The following is a 20,532-nucleotide window of genomic DNA, read 5'->3' on the forward strand; positions in this document are numbered from 1 at the left end:
CTCCTGTTATTTGAGTACCAGCATTTTTTTTGTTATAGATTTATTGTCGAATGTAAGTTGATAATAATAAATTCCATTTGATAAACTTTTATTCGGCAATGAGTTCAAAACAACGTGACATGTATATTCGCCCTTCTTTTTATATTCATCTACCAGAGTTTCAATTTCTCTTCCAAGAACGTCGAATATTTTTAGCCTTACGTGTCCATCATACGGCAACGAATATCTTATTATTGTTTCGGGATTAAATGGGTTGGGATAATTCTGACTCAAATAAAGAAGATGAGGAATTTTTTCGGTCTGCTCAACAGAAGTAATAAACTCTCGATAAATTTGTTCAGCTTCCTCTTTTTCGATCGCATAATTAAATATTTTTAACTCGTCGAGCGCCCCTGAAAAAGAAGAATTTTTATCAGAACAGTTGCCAAAAAACATATTTTCTCTTTCGGATATATCTCCAGTTAAATCATCAACTTCATCAGCAATATTACCGTTTAAGAATATTCTAACTTTCCGGTTTTGTGCGTCTCTAACTCCAATAATATTATTCCATCCCTCTGAAAGAAAATTTGAAAGATTAGTCAGCTTTGCAGTTGTTTTATTTGTATCATCATCAATTGAAAATCGTAATTCGTTATTCTTGATTTCAAGGCCGTACCATTTACCTGATTTTTTAGTTAATGGATCTTTTACAAATGAACCCTTATGAACCAAATACATCGATGTTTCTTTCATGTCAGTTATTTTAAACCAGCAGGAAATAGAAAAACTTTCATTTGAAAAATCGATCGAGCCGTGATGAGGAATTTCTACATAATCATCGACTCCGTCGAATAGAAGCGCCTTATTGTTAATACCTTCGGTCCACGAATTTTCATTAATTAAATAAGCTGTACCGTTAATATGAAATTGCATAAAATCGTTCACCGTAAAATTCTTACCCTCGTCGAATTTCCAGTAAGCGATTACTTGAGGAGATAAATTTTTTTTTGTGATAAAGTACCATGTATCGCCCACTGTTTTTCCGTTGGAATTAACTTCGTCAATCCGCCAGTAGTATTTAGTATTGTAACTTAGATTACCTGGATTATAAAAACTCTCCGTAACTGTCTTTACAAACGGTGGCGGATTTTGAGTACCAAAATAGACTTCATGGTAGTCTGTGTTTAATCCCGTTTCCCATTCCAGCTTCGTAGTTAATGAAACAAAACTTTCATTATTAGTTGGAATTGGATTTTCTGCTTTTAAGGGAGGTGATGTATTGCTTAGAGTTGTAATCACCAGTGTATCAGAGTAATCTGAAATTAATGAATCGTTGAAAGCATAAATACGATAATAATAAGTGGTCTGTTCTACAGTAGTGGTGTCGATAAAATTATTACTGTTTTTTTCTAATTCAATTAATAACTCGAAAACAATAGTAGAATCTCCAGATTTAACGCCGCGTTCAATTTTATAGCCGTTTTCATTTTCGGCATTGTCCTGCCAGCTCAATTTAACTTTAGAAAAGTCGATTAATTCCCCTTTCAGGTTAGAAGGAGCTGGGATAAAATCTGGAAAAGCTGTAATTGAATTTAGATAGTTTTCGAGATTGGTATAACCGTTAAGTGCAAATTGACTTCCATCAGAAGCATCCGTTGGGTTAAGACCATTGTTAATTTCCCAGTAGTCGGGCATCCCGTCATGGTCGGAATCAGGCTTTACAGGTCCCTGTTTCAATTCAATCCATCCACCTACTTCATCCTGAGAATCGATAATTCCAGTGACAGGATGATCGTCAGTAAATTTTTGATTATACCGGTATGTTTTGCCTTCATAATTTGCATAACCGTTCCGTACTTCGTCGATAATTCTTTTGTCGATAGCATCTCGACGCGGTAAAATTGCTCCGGCACTATCCAGAACCCTTAAATAAGCCTCTACGGCAGTCTGCTGATTGATCGGGATATATTCAAAAGGAGTATTTGATTTAATTGAATCTTTATATTGAGAATTAATTTCTTGAACTCCATATTGCCAGTTGTCCTGTGTGGTTTCGGGACTTCCTTCAACAAAATTTTCAGCGATATACCATTTACCGTAATCGAGTAGGCCGTTGCGGCTGCTTGGTGCTACTATTCGTTTTTTTACGCCGTCTTTTGTTGCTGGTCCAGGTTTAAAGTAATTAGCAACTAAATTAATTTGGGTAGCTGGACTTTCCTTATAGTCAGGATCATGAAGTTCGCCGCCATAAATACTGTTGAATCCCCAATTATAAATCACATTATTTCTGAAGTCTGTATTTCCGCTACCGGATGCAAAGCGGGGATTTCTGCTTGAATGGTGCGCAAAGAGATTGTGATGATATGTTGAATTTTTTCCTCCCCAGATAGCTCCATATCCGTGCTCATCTTTTTCATGTGTTGAAGAATACAAACTTTCGCTGATAACACACCACTGTACAGTCAAATTTTCACACCAGTAGAGCGACATAGTTTCGTCGATACTCCAGCTAAGCGAGCAGTGATCAATAATTATATTTTTTTGAAAGCGACAGCTCATTGCATCGCCGTTGGAACCTAAGTTTGTCTTGTTGCCCAAGCGAAAACGTAAATATCGAATTATAACTTCGTCTGCTTCAATTATAAACGGGTAACCAGCCACGCAAATTCCGTCGCCTGGAGCTGTTTGGCCTGCAATTGTTATATAAGGATTTTTTATTACGAGCTGGGACTTGAGATGAATTGTCCCAGAAACTCTAAAAACTACGGTTCTTGGTCCCGCAGCTTCAACGGCATATCTCAAACTGCCAGGTCCACTGTCGTTAAGATTAGTAACTTCGTAGACACGCCCGCTTCTGCCGCCAACAGTATATTTACCCCATCCTTCAGCGCCGGGGAAAGCAACTTGTTGTGAAAAAATTATTGTTGCATTAATACTAAGCAACAAGAAAGTGTAACTAATTAAATTTTTCATCGATTATCCGAACTTTCAGAATAAAGGCATCCTGAAAACTATATCATGAAACAGGATGCCTTTTTAAACTCTGTTATTTAATTAGCATCATTTTTCGTACGAGGGATGTTTCTTTTGAAGTAAGTTTGTATAGATAAATTCCTGTAGATAAATTTTGTGCATTGAATTCGATATTATGACTACCAGCATTCAACTCTCCGTCGATAAGTACGGCTACTTCTCTACCCAGCAAATCATAGACGACAAGCTTCGTATAACCAGCTTCTGGAATTGTGAATGAAATTTTTGTAGTAGGGTTAAATGGATTTGGATAATTTTGTTTGAGACTGAATTTTGTAGGAATGCTTTCATTTTCTTCGACAGAAACAGCATTGCCAGCCCATCTTAAGTCACCAATTGGTCCACCGTCTGTACCAAAAGTCAGGAGGGGTGAACCTGCAGGTAACGTAAAATCGCCATTGGCCGGGTCAAGGTATTCAGGATTCATATAAATGGTATCATTTTCTGATGGTATGGTGACCCATCTCAAATCGCGAGACGGTCCCAGTTCCCAGAAACAAAGTCGTTTCCACGTAGCAATTGGTGGCATATCAGAAGAAGCTCTTTTGAAATAGAGTACTTTTTCTCCTTTGTCTTGCGCATTGGAAAAAATTGAATTGGTAATTGTCCATTCATTATCAGAATGTTCAACCAGAATCATATTTTTACCGCCGCCAATATCATCAAATGTACAATGATCTATTAGACCAGTCGGTGGAAATGTATTTGGATAACTCGAACCACCTTCAAAACGGATTCCGTATGCATTAATATGATAGAAAGTGGAATTTTTTGCTTCAAAATATTTACAGTTAGCGTATTTAAATTGCACTACAGAACCTGTTGTACCACTACCTGGTTCATCACCAATATTATAAACGATAGTGTTGTGAATCATTATTGTATCCTGCACAACATTATAAAGTGTTTCGCTATATGCACCATCAATCATATTTCCCTGGAAATCGTGAATTAGACAATTTTTAATATAAAGTTTGCCGACCTGGATTTCATTTAAAGGGACAGGATAAGAAATTAATCTAGTCTGGACTGGTGTACCAGGAGACATGGGACTATCCCCTCTAATTTCGAGTCCTTCGAGAGTTAAAGCACTTCCTTCGTCCATAACAAAGTATTCGCTTGGAGTAGTTTCTCCAGGGGTAAAGTTGCTATAAAGTATTGGCTTGACATCAGCAGTTGGTTCTTCAGCTTTAATAGTAATTTTTTTGTTTTTTAGCACGGCAAAATTTGCAGTAGAAGTTGTATATTCAGCGCCGTTTGTTAAAACCAGTATATCACCTGAACTGGCATTCTCGATAGCCGTAGTTAGCGTGCCGTCACCAGGCTCAACTGTAATGATATTTTGCGGAAAGATTATGCTCGACAATGCAAAAATCCATAAAAATAGTAACTTTTTCGGCATTTTGACCTCCTAGACTTATTTTTGTGTTATTAAGCTATATGCTTTACTTAATCGCTTACTTAAAATGCGAAAACTTTTTATAAAAGTCAATGAATTTTTCGATTCATTTCTCCTTTTTTAACCAAGCGAGTGAGTTGAAAAGGAGCTCTTGAAACTTTTGATTCTCATAGACTAATCTATCGTGTCCAAGTAAAATCGTAACAACTTTCGAATTCCTGTACTCTCGAGTCCATCCCAGATACCTTGCAGACTCACAATTCTCAGTAGTCAATAAATAATGATTCCCTTTGTCGTACTCAATGTTGAGGTAGGTTTCGTCGTGCACATAAAAATTATTAATCCCTTTTGTAATTGGATGTGTGTGATCGAGTATTATTACTTCGAAATCCTGGTCGTGTTTGTATGTAGATGGCCCGTATTTTAATCCATTAAATAAATACGGCTTATAATGATACTTAGCACCAGTGATTTTTATATATTCATCCCAATCCTGATGAGCCACAATTGCGTGATGTAAAAAAAGCACTCCAATCCCTTTATCAAATATCGAAAGAAATGCCTCAGATTCCCGGGGACTGATATCCTGATAAGTATCGTAAAAGAGAATCACATCGTAATTTGAGATAGACTCTGAATCAAATAAATTAAATGCCTCTGGTTTTGGAACAACAGAATAGTTTAGACCTGATTTATGATTGAAGATTTTATAAAATGAAGAATCAACGGCTTTTCCACCAGTAACAATTAATAAATTCAATTTGTCTTGGGCAAAAATACCAGTCATCGCAATTAGTAAATAAATTAATATGATTTTCATAACGATTTAATTTTTTCCAGTAATTGCTCTTCTATCGGAATCCCTTCTTCATCGCATTTTTTCTTGAACTGAGTAGACCTTTCGCCTGGATAATAAATTGCCTCGTCAAATGAAACCGGTTCGGCACTTTTATAATATTTTATAATTTTTTCGACATACGATTCAATTTTATCGTTAAATAGAGGCTTTATTGCAATAAATACCTGCGACATTCCGGTATCGTATTCTGATCTCGACAGATCGGCAGTTGAATTGCCTTCCGCAAGAATTGAAGCAATCAGGTCGAGCAACAAGGATAACCCTGCGCCCTTCCATAATCCGATCGGTAGAGCACGTTGTGTTTTATTAATTTCAACGGGATCTTTTGTTAAATTACCCTTCGAATCGTAACCTCCATAATAAGGAAGTTGAAGATTCATGTTTATGTATTCTGCAAGTTTACCGTATGAAAATTGAGAAAGCGCCATATCGAGAACAACAGGATTATCATTTTTCGGTACTGCAAAGACAATCGGATTATTTCCCGATGTTGCCTTTTTTCCATTCCATGGTGGAAGATTAGGTATTGTATTCGTCCAGCAAATAAAAATGTATCCTTTTTTTGCAGCTGCCCACCCGTAATAGCCCGCTCTCATCCAATGATTGGTATTTCTTAATGCCACGCACCCAATACCATATTTATCGGCTATCTCCATTGCCCTATTCGTCATTGCATAAGCATTCAATGGACCTGGACCGAAATTACCATCCCATTGTTCCACAGCAGCAAATGATTTTATTAATAAAGGTTTTGCTCCAGGTTTAATTAGACCCTTATCAACATAATCGATAAAGAGAGGAAATCTATTAATGCCGTGAGAATAAACTCCGCTAACTGTATTATCAGTAAAAATTTCGGCGCAAAGATCTGCTTCCTCATCGGAAAATCCTCGCGCCTTTAATTTACTTTTGAATAACTCTTTTAAGTCATCTTTCTTAATATTTGTCACTGCTCAAAATATTTCGTGTAGATTGTATTAATTTCATTAATTTCTTCATTGGTCAAGTTAACCGAGCCGGCTTTTGCGTTTTCAATTGCCTGATGTCTGTTTCTGGCTCCACATAGAAGATGAGTAATCCCCTTTTGATTGAAAGTCCAAGCGCAAACCAGTTGAGCAATCGACACTTTATGCATTTCGGCAATCGGTTCAAATTCTTTTAGCATGGAATTGACTTTATTAATATTTTCTGGAGTGAATAAAGGATTGTTTCGTCGTAAGTCACCTTCATTATATTTTCTATCGGGAGAAATTTTTCCTGTCAGCAATCCTTGAGAAAGTGGTGAATATGCCAGGATAGCAATATTATTTTCATGGCAATAACTAACGTTGCCTTCCTTTTCAATTTTTCTGTGGAGCATATTATACTTTTCTTGATCGGAATCGATGGCTCCATATTTTTTCATCTGTTCAACGGTGGCATTTGAAACACCGATAGCTCTTATTTTCCCTTCGTCTTTCAATTTAATTAATTCAGCCATAGTATCTTCAATTGGTGTAGTTGAATCCTGCCAGTGAGTTTGATATAAATCAATATAATCTGTTTGCAGTCTGCGAAGGCTTTGTTCAATTTCGTATCGAATTGAATCAGGATGCAGGTATTTATAAATTTTCATTGCGCCCGGTGTCGATTCATCTGCAACTCCTTTTTCTGTAGTATAGAAAAAGAATTCACCTTTTTCCAGATCCCATCTCAAGCCGCATTTTGTAGCAATTAAAACCTTATCCCTTCTGTCTTTAACGGCTTTCCCTACAACTTCTTCAGAATAACCAAATCCATAAGCTGGAGCCGTATCAATTAAATTAATGCCTTTATCGATAGCAGCGTGAATTGCATCGATACTTTCTTTTTCGTTGCTACCGCCCCACATCCAACCACCGATTGCCCACGCACCAAATGCAATTACAGAAGCATTCAGCCCGGATTTACCAATTTCTCTATAAATCATGAAATAAGTCTCCCTATTTATTTGATGCCCAGAAAATTCCGCCTACAATATGTTTAATGAAATTCTGATCTGTATAATGTTCTGGTAAATGACCCATTGCAGTATACCAGACCCTGAAATTGTTTATTTCTTTGCACCACGATATAGGGTGAAAATCTCCGTGTTTACCTCCTTTATAAGTATTTTCGTCAACTGTTACAAGGAGCTCCACATTTTCTGGCAAATCTTTCCAGTTATACCATTCGTCTTTCCAGACCAGCGAATCGGGCAAATGTTTTGTGGAGAGATGATTTTTATTTGCAACTCTAATTACTGCATTTTGAATTTCGGGGTGGTCATCAAAACAGGCTCCAATAAAATTGCAGTACCAGTCCCAGTCTTCCAGTGTTGCCGTAGCGGAATGAATACCAACAAATCCTTTATCTGTTTTTGTAAATTCGACCAGCGCTTTTTTGCCGTCCTCATCAAGTACATTACCAGATGTGTTTAGAAAAACCAGTAGGTCGTAGTTTTTAAGATAATCAAGATTAATATTGGTTGAGTCGTCCGTAAAATCAATGCTGAATTTGTAGTTCTCAGATAATTTTCGAAACATATCGATTGCAGTTTTAGTTGATTCGTGAACATAATCAGAAGCTTTGTAGAAAACTAAAATCCTGATCACTTCTGGCTCCAGCGGTGTTTCATCGATTTTGTAATTAACATTCCATTTAATCCATCGGGCAACTTTTTTGCCATCTTCTCTGATGGGAAGAAATTTCAATTGACTCGAATAATTAATTGCAGCCGTATCGAGTATAGTAAAACCGGATGATTTAATTAATTTAACGTCGCTGACGCTCCCTGTTGTATCGACAAGAATCATTAAATCTACTTTACCCTGAATATTATTATCCAAAGCTTCCTTTGGATAATTTAATTCGACTGTTTTCAAAAGGACGGGTTTCTCGAGTGCCCTTTCCTTCTCCACACTGCTAAAAAAAGAACAAGAATAAATAAGGAAAGGAATAACAAAAAGTATTCCTTTCATTTTACTTCTCCATTTATTATTTATTGCCTATCGAGCCATCCAACCACCATCCACTACAAGTACCGTACCGTTGACATAACTTGAAGCATCAGAGCAAAGGAAGACCATTGCGCCCATTAAATCTTCTGGGACACCCCACCTTCCGGCAGGAATTCTATCCTGTATAGCTTTATTTCTTACAGGATCCTCTCTGAGAGGACGTGTATTTTCAGTAGCAATATAACCAGGGGCAATTGCATTTACCGTGACGCCTTTTGACGCCCACTCGTTAGCAAATGCCATTGTCAATTGCTTAACACCTCCTTTTGAAGCAGCATATCCAGGAACTAATATACCACCCTGAAACGACAAAAGCGAGGCAATAAATACAATCTTGCCATAACCTCTTGCGACCATCTCTTTGCCGATTTCACGAGTTAAAATAAATTGAGCTGAGAGATTAACTTCAATGACTTTATCCCAGTATTCGTCCGGATGCTCGGCTATTGGTTTACGCAAAATTGTTCCTGCATTGTTAACGAGGATATCGATGCGTGGAAAATCCTTTTTTACCTGTTCAATAAAATTGTAGAGCGATTTTCTGTCGGAGAAATCGCTTACATACGATTTGAAATTTCGTCCTGCTGCTTTTACAAGTTTTTCAGTTTCAGCAAAATCATCGACATAAGAAACTCCGATTATGTCTGCGCCTGCTTCAGCCAGAGCCTGAGCATATTTTTGACCGATTCCTTGATTGGAGCCCGTTACCAGAGCGATTTTTCCATCGAGTTTGAATTTATCAAGAATCATAAATCTACCTCCGTAATTTATTTTAAATCTTTCATGGGAATGTGATCCATGTCGTCGAAGACCTGATTTTCTCCCCCCATAGCCCAGATAAACGAATAATTTTTAGTACCGCATCCAGAATGAAGCGACCAGCTGGTCGACAATACAGCCTGACGGTCGCGTACAATCAAATGCCGTGTTTCAACTGGATCACCAATCAGATGGACAACAAAATCGTCTTCGCTTAAGTTGAAATACATATAAACTTCCGAGCGTCTTTGATGCGTATGCGCAGGCATTGTATTCCATACGCATCCCACTTCGAGCTCTGTCAGTCCCATTGCCAGCTGGCATGTAGGTAGTATTTCCGGCAATATGTATTGATGGATTGTTCTTTTATTCGACGATTCCAGTGAACCCAGATTTCTGTGAATAGCATCTTCGTATTTAATATGTTTCGAGGGGTATTCTTTATGAGCTGGATAACTTACAAAATAAAATTCTGCTGGCTTATCTGGGTCTTCGCTCAAAAATTTCACTTCTTTTGTACCTCTACCAATATAAAGGGCATCTCTGAAATTCATTGGAAATTCGGTGCCATCGAGTATTATTTTTCCTTTGTTGCCAATGTTGAGAACTCCAACTTCTCTTCTTTCACAAAAGAATTCCGCGGCCATCTCCTTTTTTGATGCTGTAAGAGTAAGTTCTTTTCCAGCCGGCACTGCAGAACCGGTAATTGACCTGTCGATATCTGAATAGACCATTGGAATTTCATTTTTAACAAAAAGGCTTTCGATCAAAAATGACTGACGAAGTTCGTCGGTGGTCATTTTTTTAAAGCCATTTTTATCAGGTGAGTAACGTACTTCCATCTTTACCTCACTATTAAATTCAAATTAATCGTTTACTTTCTTTCATCTAAAATACTGTATAAATTTTTTCAAATGTAAAAATAATTATTGCATATTTTTCTAATACACTTGTGTAAGAAGGGCAATTATTAAAAAATATATGAGAGCGGAGAATTTTGCTCCGCTCTACAATTTATTATTAATTTATCGAAGCCAGTCTTTAATCTTAGCTGCTACCTGCGGACCAGTAAAGCCGAATTTTTCAGCAAGTGTTTTATACGGTCCTGATGCTCCAAATCTTTCCATTCCGATTGTAAGAAGTTTTTGTCTGAATAAATCGCCCCATCCCATCATTGACGCTGCTTCAATGATTACGAGCGGAACATCCTCCGGAATAATAGATTTTTTTAAATCGTCGTTTTGTTTTATAAAAAGTTCTTTAGAAGGAATAGAAACTACACGAACAGAATAATTTTCTGAAAGTAACTTAGCTGCTTCGACAGCCACTGGAACTTCGGAGCCACTGGCAGCGATAACCAGTTCGGGTTTGTTACCGTTTTCTTTCATGACAATATAAGCGCCATTGAGAACATCTTCTGGTTTAAAATCAGCGATTCTCTCAAATGCTTCGATTTTCTGACGTGTAAGAATAAGAGCAACGGGACCTTCTTTATGTTTAAGAGCAAATGACCATGCCATAGCGGTTTCAATTCCGTCGGCTGGTCTAATTACAGTAACATTTGGAATAGCCCGTAAAACAGAGAGATGCTCAACAGGTTGATGAGTTGGTCCGTCTTCACCCACAAAAATCGAATCGTGTGTAAATACATAAATAACTGGTATCTCCATTATAGCAGCCAGCCTTATTGTTGGGCGCATATAATCTGAGAATACAAAGAAAGTTGCACCAAAAGGTCTAAATCCGCCGTAGAGCGCCATACCGTTTAGAATTGCGCCCATACCATGTTCACGAATTCCAAAGTGGAAATTTTTTCCTTCGAACTTTCCGGGGGCAATGTCGCTGTAATTTTTCATGTATGTATTTGTCGATGGAGCCAGATCTGCAGAACCCCCAACAAAATTAGGAACTAATTGAGCAATCTTTTGAATTACCTTGCCCGATAGAGATCTCGTTGCCGACGGTTCTTTCGGAACGGCATTAAGTAATTCTTCGTCGATGTTTTCGGGCAACCAATTTGTAATGTATTTATTAAACTCTTCAGCTTTTTCAGGATTTTTCTCTTTCCAATCAATGAAATTTTTTTGCCAGCTGTCGTATTCTTTTTTGAGTTCAGATTTCCTTTCTTCGAACAATTTTTTTACTTCATCTGGTACAAAGAAATCTTTATCGGTAGGCCAGCCCAAGTTTTTCTTTGTTTCGATTAATTCTTCAGTACCAAGTGGTGAACCATGTACCTCGGCAGTGTCAACTTTATTAGGACTTCCAAAACCGATATGCGATTTAGTAATAATGATCGTCGGTTTTTCAGTTTCTTGTTGAGCGGTTTTAATTGCATTTCGTATTTCATTGTGATTATATGCATCTGCTTTTAATACCTGCCAGCCGTAGGATTCGAATCGTTTCTGGATATCTTCCGAAAAAGTAATCGAAGTATTACCTTCAATTGTGATATGATTATCATCGTAGAAATAGATGATATTTCCTAATTTAAGGTGTCCTGCAATCGAAGCGGCTTCGTGGGAAATTCCTTCCATCAAATCGCCGTCGCTTACAATTGCATAGATAAAATGATTGCCAAATAGTTGATATTTTTCGTCGTTGAAACGAGCAGCAATCATTTTGGCTGCTATTGCCATACCGATTCCATTTCCGAATCCCTGTCCAAGCGGCCCTGTTGTAGTTTCGATACCAGGAAGAAGTCCATATTCAGGGTGACCAGCTGTACGGCTACCCCATTGTCTGAAAGACTTCAAATCGTCGAGCGAAACATCGTAACCACTCAAATGAAGTAAGGTATAGATCAACATTGACCCGTGACCGGCAGACAATACAAATCGATCGCGATTGTACCATTTAGGATCGTCGGGATTATGTTTCAAAAATTCAGTCCAAAGAACCATGGCAACATCTGCCATTCCCATTGGCATTCCTGGATGACCCGAATTTGCTTTCTGGACACCTTCGGCTGCCAGTATTCGAATAGTATTCGCTGCTAACTTCTTGACATCATTATTTTGCATATAACTCCCCCAAATTGATTAAAAAGTAATCCGCAAATTTAATAAATTCAGATATTATATGTAGTCGAAGATGTCGTTCCGCCATGTCCTGTCCAGTTTGTGTGGAAAAATTCTCCTCTTGGTTTGTCAACTCGTTCATAGGTATGAGCTCCGAAATAATCTCTTTGCGCCTGCAAAAGATTTGCTGGTAATCTTTCCTGGCGATATCCATCGAAGAAATTCAAGGCAGTAGAAAGTGCAGGAACCCAGATTCCGTTACTTATCGCGGCAGTTACTACTCTACGCCACGATTCCTGCGAAGATTCCACCTTTTCTTTGAAGAATGGGTCGAGTATCAAATTTGAGAGCGAGGGATTTTTATCAAAAGCTTCTTTGATCTTTCCGAGGAATGCAGAGCGAATAATACATCCACCACGCCACATAAGTGCAATTCCACCGTAATTGAGGTTCCAGCCATAATCTTTTGCAGCTTCGCGCATAAGCATAAAGCCCTGTGCATACGAAATTATTTTTGAAGCATATAATGCACGTTTCAAATCTTCGATGAATTGTTTCTTGTCGCCTTCGAATTTAGGTTTGGGACCGGAAATAATTTTGGAAGCTTCAACACGTTCTTCTTTTAAAGCCGAGAGAGAACGTGCATAAACTGCTTCACCAATTAATGTAAGAGGTACACCGGCTTCCATTGAGGCTATCACTGTCCATTTACCGGTACCTTTTTGTCCTGCGGCATCAAGAATTTTTTCCACAAGTGGCTGACCATCGGTATCTTTATATGCGAGAATATCTCCTGTAATTTCGATCAAATAACTTTCGAGTTCGCCTTTGTTCCATTCTTTGAAAATTTGATGCATCTCCTCGTAAGATAGTCCCAACAAATCTTTCATTATCTGGTAAGTTTCGCAAATCAATTGCATATCGCCATATTCAATTCCATTATGAACCATTTTAACGAAATGACCGGCACCGTTTTCCCCTACCCAATCGCAGCAAGGAGAACCATCTTCAACCTTAGCAGCAATTGACTGAAAAATCGGCTTCACGTGTTCCCAGGCCTGCGGCGAGCCGCCAGGCATAATTGAAGGTCCTTTCAATGCACCTTCTTCTCCACCTGATACACCTGTTCCAATAAAAAGTAAACCTTTTTCTTCAACATATTTTGTTCGACGGATTGTATCTTGAAAATTCGAATTTCCTCCGTCGATGATAATATCACCCTTTTCCATAAGAGGAATAAGTGCCTCGATAAAATCATCAACCGCTTTTCCAGCCTTAACCATTAACATAACTTTACGCGGCTTTTTCAGACTTGCGACCAATTCATCGAGTGAATGAGTACCGATTATATTTTTACCTTTAGCTCTTCCATTAATAAAATCGTCCACTTTCGAGGTTGTCCTGTTGTAAACTGCAACAGTAAACCCGTGGCTTTCCATATTCAGGACGAGATTTTCGCCCATTACAGCAAGACCAATTAAACCAATATCTGCTTTACTCATTTTATTTTATCTCCTGATTTTGAAATTTTCCTTTGTAAGCCCACAATCCGAGAGCAGGATTTGAGATAAAGAATATTTTCTCTCCGTCGGGCATTATATTAAATCCGTCGTTTAATTTTTGTGGATTATATTTTTTTAGCATCTCATTTAGATCGCCATACTTAAAATTGACGCTTTCAATTTCGTCTTTGGACAAATTGCCCGGGCAGTATCTGATTGTAAAACGGTTTTCGGACGAACCGTGAATCAAATGAGCTGCCGCGCTTAAATTTTCCTGAAGTTCTTTATTCTCATCTACAAATTTAAGAATTTCTGGTGTTGTTCTATATCCATATTTTCTTATTAATCGGTCGATTTCTTTATCTTCACCAAATTCTTTCAGACCGGGAGCAAGCACAATCAATTCTCCACCGTCGGCAATTGCCATCCTTGTTCTATAAATACTTTTATTGCCCAGCCAGGTGCTCTTAAATTCTTGCGGGTCAAGAAATACCACTACTTTATCGAGAGGTGTATCGAGCATTTCAAAGTTAACCTGGAGCGATAAATCAGCCGCCTGTTTGAAACACTCATAATCATCACCAATAAACAAACCTTTTAAAACAAGTTCGTTTTTTTCATTTTTACCGATAACCGTCAAAACATATACGATTGGTAAATTTTTTGCGAAATTTTCAGAAGCGTAATTAAGAACTTTTCGTACAGGATTGTCGGCTCTTCCCATAATCCTTTCCATTCCATAAGCTGCTCCGAGGAAGTGGCTTTTGTTTATTCCTTCCTTGCCACCTGTACCGACGAAAATATTTTTATTATAATTCGCCATGCCGATAACTTCATGAGGAACAACCTGACCAACAGAGAGAATTAAATCATAGTTACCCTCAACCAGCAACTTGTTCACCTGTGCCGGCCATGAGTATTTTACTATTCCATCAGATACTTGTGATATAAAATCTTCAGGTACAATGCCGAGCGTCTTTAAATCATCGCGCCAGCGATGTACACGGAAAAGCTCCAATGGTATGTTGCCAAACATGGTATTAATTTCGCTTTCAGACATTGGAGTATGAGTGCCAAGCGCTGGTAATATATCTTTTAGATTATCTCTATAATATTCATAAATAAAATAAGTTAATTCTCCAGCCTTAGAATGATATCTAGTAAAATCTGGTGGTATTGCGAGTATTTTTTTCCGCGAGCCGATTTTAGATAGAGCTTCGTACAAATATTCTTTTGCTCGCTCTAAACTAATTTCCATATTTTTAGAACCGACAGCACAATATATCATAACAACCTCAAAAAAAACGGGCAATTAGCTGCCCGCATTATAAAAATTTAACGTTGAATTCGTGCTGAGCCACCTCTGGCAAATGCCAGTACTTCATCAAGAGTTGCCATAGTGGTATCACCAGGATAAGTAGTAAGTAGTGCTCCATGAGCCCAGCCAAGTTTAACTGCCTGCTCCGGATCCTCACCTTTCAGTAGTCCATAGATAAAACCAGCTGCAAATCCGTCGCCGCCTCCGACTCTATCGTAAACATCGAGCTCAGCTGTAGGGGCTTGAAACGATTTCCCATTAATCCAGGCAACGGCACTCCAGCTATGACGATTTGTAGAATGGACTTCTCTCAATGTAGTAGCGACTACTTTTACATTCGGAAATTTTTTAGTGACATCTTCTATCATTGCAAGAAATACTGAAGGATCGAGTTTCGACTTAGCAGTAACTTCTGGACCAGGTATACCAAGACCTTTTTGGAGGTCTTCTTCGTTGCCGACCAATACATCTACATGTTCAACAATTCGAGATATCACTTCCGAGGCTTTTTTTTCGCCACCCCAGATATTCCATAACTTGGCTCTGTAATTGAGATCGAAACTCGTTACAGCTCCGAATTTTTTGGCTGCTTTCATTGCTTCGATAATCAATTCGCCAGTGGTTTCGGACAAAGCTGCAAAAATTCCTCCGCTGTGAAACCACTTTACACCTTTTGTGAATATTTCGTCCCAATTGATATCGCCCGGCTTCAATAAAGCAGCAGCTTCGTTGGAACGATTATAAAAAACTACAGGTGCACGAGATCCAAAACCCCTGTCGCTGTATACAGCAGCCATATTTGGACCATTAACGCCGTTATGTTCAAATTCCTTGTATAATCCTTCAACACCCATAGCACGAACTCGTTCACGAATCAATTCACCAATTGGATATTTGACCAATGCAGTTACTATGGCTGTCTTCAACCTGAAACAATCCGCCAAGTTTGCAGCTACATTATATTCGCCGCCACTTACGTGTATCTTGCATTCTGTTGCTTTTCTGAATGGGATTATCCCTGGATCGAGGCGATGTACAAGTGCCCCAAGAGAAACGAAATCGTAATATCCTTCTTTTTTAATATTAAGTCCTGTATTCATAATTAGTCCCTGTATTTAATAGTTCAATAATTTTTATAGAATTTATTAAACTCCGCTGTAGGCATTAAATCCTCCGTCAACAGGAATAACTACACCTGTAACAAATTTTGAAACATCGGAGACAAGATAGAGTAACGTTCCAACCAATTCTTCCGGTTCGCCGAAACGTCCCATAGGAGTACCGTTAATAATTTTTTTACCGCGTTCAGTAAGTTGACCCGTCTCTTTATCGACCAATAAAAATCGATTCTGTTCTGTAAGGAAAAATCCGGGAGCTATTGCATTTACACGAATATTGACTTTAGCAAAATGGACTGCGAGCCATTCTGTTAAATTATTGATTGCAGCTTTGGCAGCTGAATAAGCAGGAATTTTTGTAAGAGGTTTGTATGAGTTCATCGACGATATATTAACAATAACTCCACCTCTGCCGAGCATATCCTCAGCGAGAATCATTGTCGGTAAAACGGTTCCCATAAAATTCAAATCGAACACATTCCTAAAACCCTCGAGTTCCAAACCAAAAAAGCTTTTGCCAATATCCTGAAGATCTTTATCGGTCATAAATTCAAGCTGTGTGGTTGCTTTGGGATGATTGCCACCGGCACAATTAACCAATACATCTATCTTGCCAAAATTTTCATTTATTGTCTTTTTGGCATTTAGAAGAGATTCTTTGTCGAGTACATTTGCCTTAACACTGATTGCATGTCCGGGATTTTCTGAATTGATCTTTTCAACAAGTGTGTCGGCTTTTTGTTTATTTGAATTATAAAAGACTGCAACTTTAGCACCAGCCTCTGCCAATCCTTCGCAAAAAACAGAACCGATAACGCCTCCACCTCCTGTTACAGCACAAACTTTACCCCTGATGTCTTCCATCGAATATTTCATGACATCTCCTATTTATTTAATGCTTCGTTTATACTTTTGATCACCTGACGGGCATTTGAAGTGAGCACGGAATAATTTTCGTTTTTGATTGCTTCTTTATCGAGGAGTGCCGAACCAATTCCAACAGCGCATGCACCTGCCTTCAACCATTCGCCAGCATTAGTAAGGTCGACACCTCCGGTTGGCATTAACTTTAAATGAGGCATAGGAGCGAGAATTCCTTTAAAGAATTTCATGCCGAGCACATCTGCCGGGAAGACTTTAATAACATCAGCTCCAGCTTCATAAGCAGTTTGTATTTCAGTAGGAGTAAAACATCCTGGCATGGCAGGTACGTCCAATTGATGAGCTTGTTCAATTATTTCTTTTTTGAAAATTGGACTAACCACATATTTAGCTCCTGCTTTTATTGCTGAGCGGGCTGTTTCTGCATCCAGCACCGAGCCAACGCCAACAATAATATTTTTATCGAGTTCTTCACTCATCCTTTTAATTAATTCAATAGCATTGGGAACAGTCATTGTAATCTCGGCAACCGTTATTCCACCTTCGGCTATGGCCTCGATAACTCTTTTAAGTTTTTCTGGCTCTTTAATTCTCAGTACAGCAACCGCCTTTCTCTCTAATATCGATTCTAAAATTTTTTCTCTTTCCATATTATTTAAAACACTCCAGATGTTTTAGAAAATGTTTTTCCAGGAATTGATAATGAATTTCTTCATTTTCAATCAAGCATTTCATTATTTTGTCTTTGAACAGGAATTGACCTGAAGAATCCCGCTCGGTCAATACCTTCCCGAAAGTAACGTGCAATACCTGTCGGGCATCGTTAAGATTGAAGAGTTCGAGAAGTTCTTCGTCGGTATATTGACTTGCAGGTTTGACTTTATTTATGTCAGCAGAGACATGATAGCTTCTCTTTTCCGTTTCATAAAGGTCACGGCAGAAATCGAGAATTTCTCTGAATAATTTCGGCTCCCTGTCAGCTACAACGCGTAATGCTTCCAGATAACTTGTGCCTGCTGTTTTAACGTGAGTATAAGCGCCTTTAATTGAACCGATGACACGATAAGCCGAGAATTTGTCGCTGCCTGAGTGGAGACTTATCTTATAGCTGCCAAAATACTTTGTTATATCGAGGTGTTTTTCGTATTCGGATTTGAACAAATTCAGATCGCCTTTATAGTCGATGCCTTTTTCAAAATCGCCGATAAAACGAGGTGCGAGGCTTACATATTTAACCCCGAGTCGGTTTAATTCATTTGCAAAAAAGAAATGTTCGAACGGCGAGGTAACTGATTCGGTTTCGTCGACTGAAACTTCGATTTCAAAACTGCCTTTGCTGGCTTTCGAAGCGAGATAGTCATACATCTTTTTAATATGAGCAATAGCGTTTCCGTATTTAGCATAGGCTCGCATGAAATCCGTTTCTGTGATAGTTAACGAAAGTCGTTCGGAAATTGTGAAAGTCATATCGACATAACGTTTCGCTGCTTCGGCTTTGTTATCCTTAAGTCCTTCCCAATCAATTTCAGCTAACTTTTGCTTTAGTTGCTCTTCAGTATAATTGTCGGCTTCGTTGTCAACGTGTTCACTTGGATCGAATGTAAACATTGTAAAGCCAGCATTGAGCATTAAATCGATATCTTCGAATGTTTTAAGGTGATCAGCATCCGATCCGAAACCATCTTTATAACCTTCTTGAAGGACTGCCCACACGGCGGCGTCCATAACATCATCTGGCGTTCTGTTAGTTCTTGTCAATTCCCTTATCGACTGCTGTGCAAGAATTGGACGGAAGCTACTCTGTTTAATTGCTCTGATGTGACCTGCATTTGCCATTCCGAGTCTGTCACCGCAACCGAATGAGTTGCACAAACCGAGCACAATCGGTACCGTGTGTGGAAAAAGTTTCTGAACTTTTTTTCTATTTACTGTAGATAAATAACACTTTTTGATGTATACATCTTTACCGGCATCGATCACTTCGCCTTCGAATTCATTCATCAATCCGTCTCCTTTACCGATAGAGACGACAAATAGAAATTTCTCGAAATTTTCTTTCCCAATAAAAAAGAAAATATCGTCCTTCTTCAATACCGAGAGAGGATAAACTTTTATTTTTAATGACTCACCAATAGTTAGGTCAACCAGATCGTTTTTTACAATATTTTTATTTTCCACTTCGTCATAAAGCTTCAGCATTTCCATGGATAACTCCTTTATTATTGTCAGAAATCAAAATAGTTTTTTGCATTGTTATAAGAAATATCTTCGACCATTTTACCAACTAAATCCAGGTCGTTTGGAATAAGTCCTGCTTCGATTTCTCTTCCCAGAATATCACAGAGAAGTCTTCTGAAATAATCGTGTCTGGAATAAGAGAGAAAACTGCGGGAATCGGTCAGCATACCTACGAATCGGCTCAAAAGACCCATATTTGAAAGCGCATCAATTTGACGTTCCATTCCGCTCTTTTGGTCGAGGAACCACCAGGCACTGCCGTATTGCATTTTACCAGGCACTGTTCCATCCTGGAAATTTCCAATCATTGTGGCAAAGAGTTCATTATCAGCAGGATTAAGATTATACAAAATAGTTTTTGCCAACTTGTTTTCTGAATCGAGTTTATTCAGGTATTTAGCAAGCGGGCGTGCCATTTCGAAGTCGCCAATTGAGTCCCACCCAGTATCTGGACCTAACTGTCTAAACATACGACTATTATTATTTCTCAGAGCGCCGAGGTGCAATTGTTGTACCCAGCCTTTTTCCCAATCCATAATGCCAAATTCATACATCATCGCAGATTTAAATTTGAGAATTTCGTTCAGCTCAAGATTTTTTTTATTGAGAAGTTTTATGAAGATCGACTTAATTTCGGATTCGGTATAGTCTTCGGCGTAAGCTGTCTCTAAACCGTGGTCAGAAAGTCGGCAACCATTTTCGTGGAAATAGTCGTGGCGCTTTTTAATGGCTTCGAGAAACGAGTCAAAATTGTTGATCGAAATTCCTGAAGCTTCTTCGAGTTTCTTCAGATATTTCAAGAAATCGTTTGTGTTTTCTACCGCCATCGCCTTATCCGGACGGAATGCCGGCAATACTTTCGTGCCAAAAGGATTTTCTTTTATCTTTTTATGATACTCCAGCGAATCGATTGGATCGTCTGTAGTGCAAATTATTTCGACATTCCATTGACTAATTAATCCTTGTGTAGAAAAGTCGTCTGTAGATAGAAGCTCGCTCGTTCGGTTCCAGATTTCTTCGGCAGTATCCGGATTAAGCAATTTGTCAGAAATTCCAAATGGCTTTTTTAGTTCCATATGCGTCCAGTGATAAAGAGGATTTTTAATTGTATATGGAACTGTTTCAGCCCATTTCATAAATTTTTCTTTATCAGTCGAATCGCCGGTGATATATTTTTCATCAACGCCATTAGTACGCATTGCTCGCCATTTGTAATGGTCACCGTTTAACCATACCTGTGTGATATTCTCAAATTTTCTGTTCGAGGCTATTTCGTCAATTGGAAGATGGCAATGATAATCAATTATAGGCTGCTTAACAGCGTGTTCATGATATAAGATTTCCGCCGTTTTATTGCTCAGAAGAAAATTTTCTTTGATAAAAATGTCGCTCATTTTATTAATTC

General features: G+C 38.4%; 16 protein-coding genes. All 16 read right to left on the bottom strand.

Annotated features, from left to right (window positions below; all coding sequences use genetic code 11):
* Positions 1-6: 6 nt before the first annotated feature.
* A complete protein-coding gene (locus tag ACUN8G_RS05130) occupies positions 7-2,955 on the bottom strand; it encodes a LamG-like jellyroll fold domain-containing protein (RefSeq protein WP_437346055.1) in 2,949 nt (982 codons plus the stop codon).
* 73 nt (positions 2,956-3,028) lie between these two features.
* Complete coding sequence (locus ACUN8G_RS05135; RefSeq protein WP_437346056.1) at positions 3,029-4,417, bottom strand: DUF5123 domain-containing protein; 1,389 nt, start codon at positions 4,415-4,417, stop codon at positions 3,029-3,031.
* Between the two features lie 103 nt (positions 4,418-4,520).
* On the bottom strand, positions 4,521-5,234 hold the full coding sequence (locus ACUN8G_RS05140) for a ThuA domain-containing protein (protein WP_437346057.1): 714 nt from the start codon (positions 5,232-5,234) through the stop codon (positions 4,521-4,523).
* The gene (gene yiaK / locus ACUN8G_RS05145) at positions 5,231-6,223 is read right to left on the bottom strand and encodes a 3-dehydro-L-gulonate 2-dehydrogenase (RefSeq protein ID WP_437346058.1); all 993 of its coding nucleotides are present in this window, start codon (positions 6,221-6,223) and stop codon (positions 5,231-5,233) included. Before yiaK ends, ACUN8G_RS05140 begins: the two co-directional genes overlap by 4 nt.
* Entirely contained in the window at positions 6,220-7,221 is a 1,002-nt protein-coding gene (locus ACUN8G_RS05150) for an aldo/keto reductase (RefSeq protein WP_437346059.1), read from the bottom strand. Before ACUN8G_RS05150 ends, yiaK begins: the two co-directional genes overlap by 4 nt.
* Before the next feature lie 13 nt (positions 7,222-7,234).
* The gene (locus ACUN8G_RS05155; protein WP_437346060.1) at positions 7,235-8,251 is read right to left on the bottom strand and encodes a TonB family protein; all 1,017 of its coding nucleotides are present in this window, start codon (positions 8,249-8,251) and stop codon (positions 7,235-7,237) included.
* Between the two features lie 27 nt (positions 8,252-8,278).
* Positions 8,279-9,040 (bottom strand): SDR family oxidoreductase, encoded by a 762-nt coding sequence (locus tag ACUN8G_RS05160; protein ID WP_437346061.1) that lies wholly within the window; start codon positions 9,038-9,040, stop codon positions 8,279-8,281.
* Positions 9,041-9,057: 17 nt separating this feature from the next.
* Positions 9,058-9,891, bottom strand: coding sequence for a 5-dehydro-4-deoxy-D-glucuronate isomerase (gene kduI / locus ACUN8G_RS05165; RefSeq protein WP_437346062.1), 834 nt, complete (start codon positions 9,889-9,891; stop codon positions 9,058-9,060).
* A gap of 183 nt (positions 9,892-10,074) precedes the next feature.
* Positions 10,075-12,072: a transketolase gene (gene tkt, locus ACUN8G_RS05170; protein ID WP_437346063.1), complete on the bottom strand. Its 1,998-nt coding sequence runs from the start codon at positions 12,070-12,072 to the stop codon at positions 10,075-10,077.
* A gap of 47 nt (positions 12,073-12,119) precedes the next feature.
* Positions 12,120-13,571: a decarboxylating NADP(+)-dependent phosphogluconate dehydrogenase gene (gene gnd / locus ACUN8G_RS05175; protein WP_437346064.1), complete on the bottom strand. Its 1,452-nt coding sequence runs from the start codon at positions 13,569-13,571 to the stop codon at positions 12,120-12,122.
* A 1-nt stretch (position 13,572) separates the two neighbouring features.
* Positions 13,573-14,859: a nickel-dependent putative hexonate epimerase gene (locus ACUN8G_RS05180; protein ID WP_437346065.1), complete on the bottom strand. Its 1,287-nt coding sequence runs from the start codon at positions 14,857-14,859 to the stop codon at positions 13,573-13,575.
* A gap of 47 nt (positions 14,860-14,906) precedes the next feature.
* Positions 14,907-15,989 carry a PfkB family carbohydrate kinase gene (locus ACUN8G_RS05185; RefSeq protein WP_437346066.1) on the bottom strand — a complete coding sequence of 361 codons (1,083 nt, stop codon included), beginning with the start codon at positions 15,987-15,989 and terminating at the stop codon, positions 14,907-14,909.
* Between the two features lie 45 nt (positions 15,990-16,034).
* A complete protein-coding gene (locus tag ACUN8G_RS05190; protein ID WP_437346067.1) occupies positions 16,035-16,883 on the bottom strand; it encodes an SDR family oxidoreductase in 849 nt (282 codons plus the stop codon).
* Positions 16,884-16,891: 8 nt separating this feature from the next.
* Entirely contained in the window at positions 16,892-17,539 is a 648-nt protein-coding gene (locus ACUN8G_RS05195) for a bifunctional 4-hydroxy-2-oxoglutarate aldolase/2-dehydro-3-deoxy-phosphogluconate aldolase (protein ID WP_437346068.1), read from the bottom strand.
* Between the two features lies 1 nt (position 17,540).
* Positions 17,541-19,094: a tagaturonate epimerase family protein gene (locus ACUN8G_RS05200; RefSeq protein ID WP_437346069.1), complete on the bottom strand. Its 1,554-nt coding sequence runs from the start codon at positions 19,092-19,094 to the stop codon at positions 17,541-17,543.
* A 20-nt stretch (positions 19,095-19,114) separates the two neighbouring features.
* Positions 19,115-20,521: a glucuronate isomerase gene (gene uxaC / locus ACUN8G_RS05205; protein ID WP_437346070.1), complete on the bottom strand. Its 1,407-nt coding sequence runs from the start codon at positions 20,519-20,521 to the stop codon at positions 19,115-19,117.
* Positions 20,522-20,532 lie beyond the last annotated feature (11 nt).

Source organism: Melioribacter sulfuriphilus, from assembly GCF_052656625.1.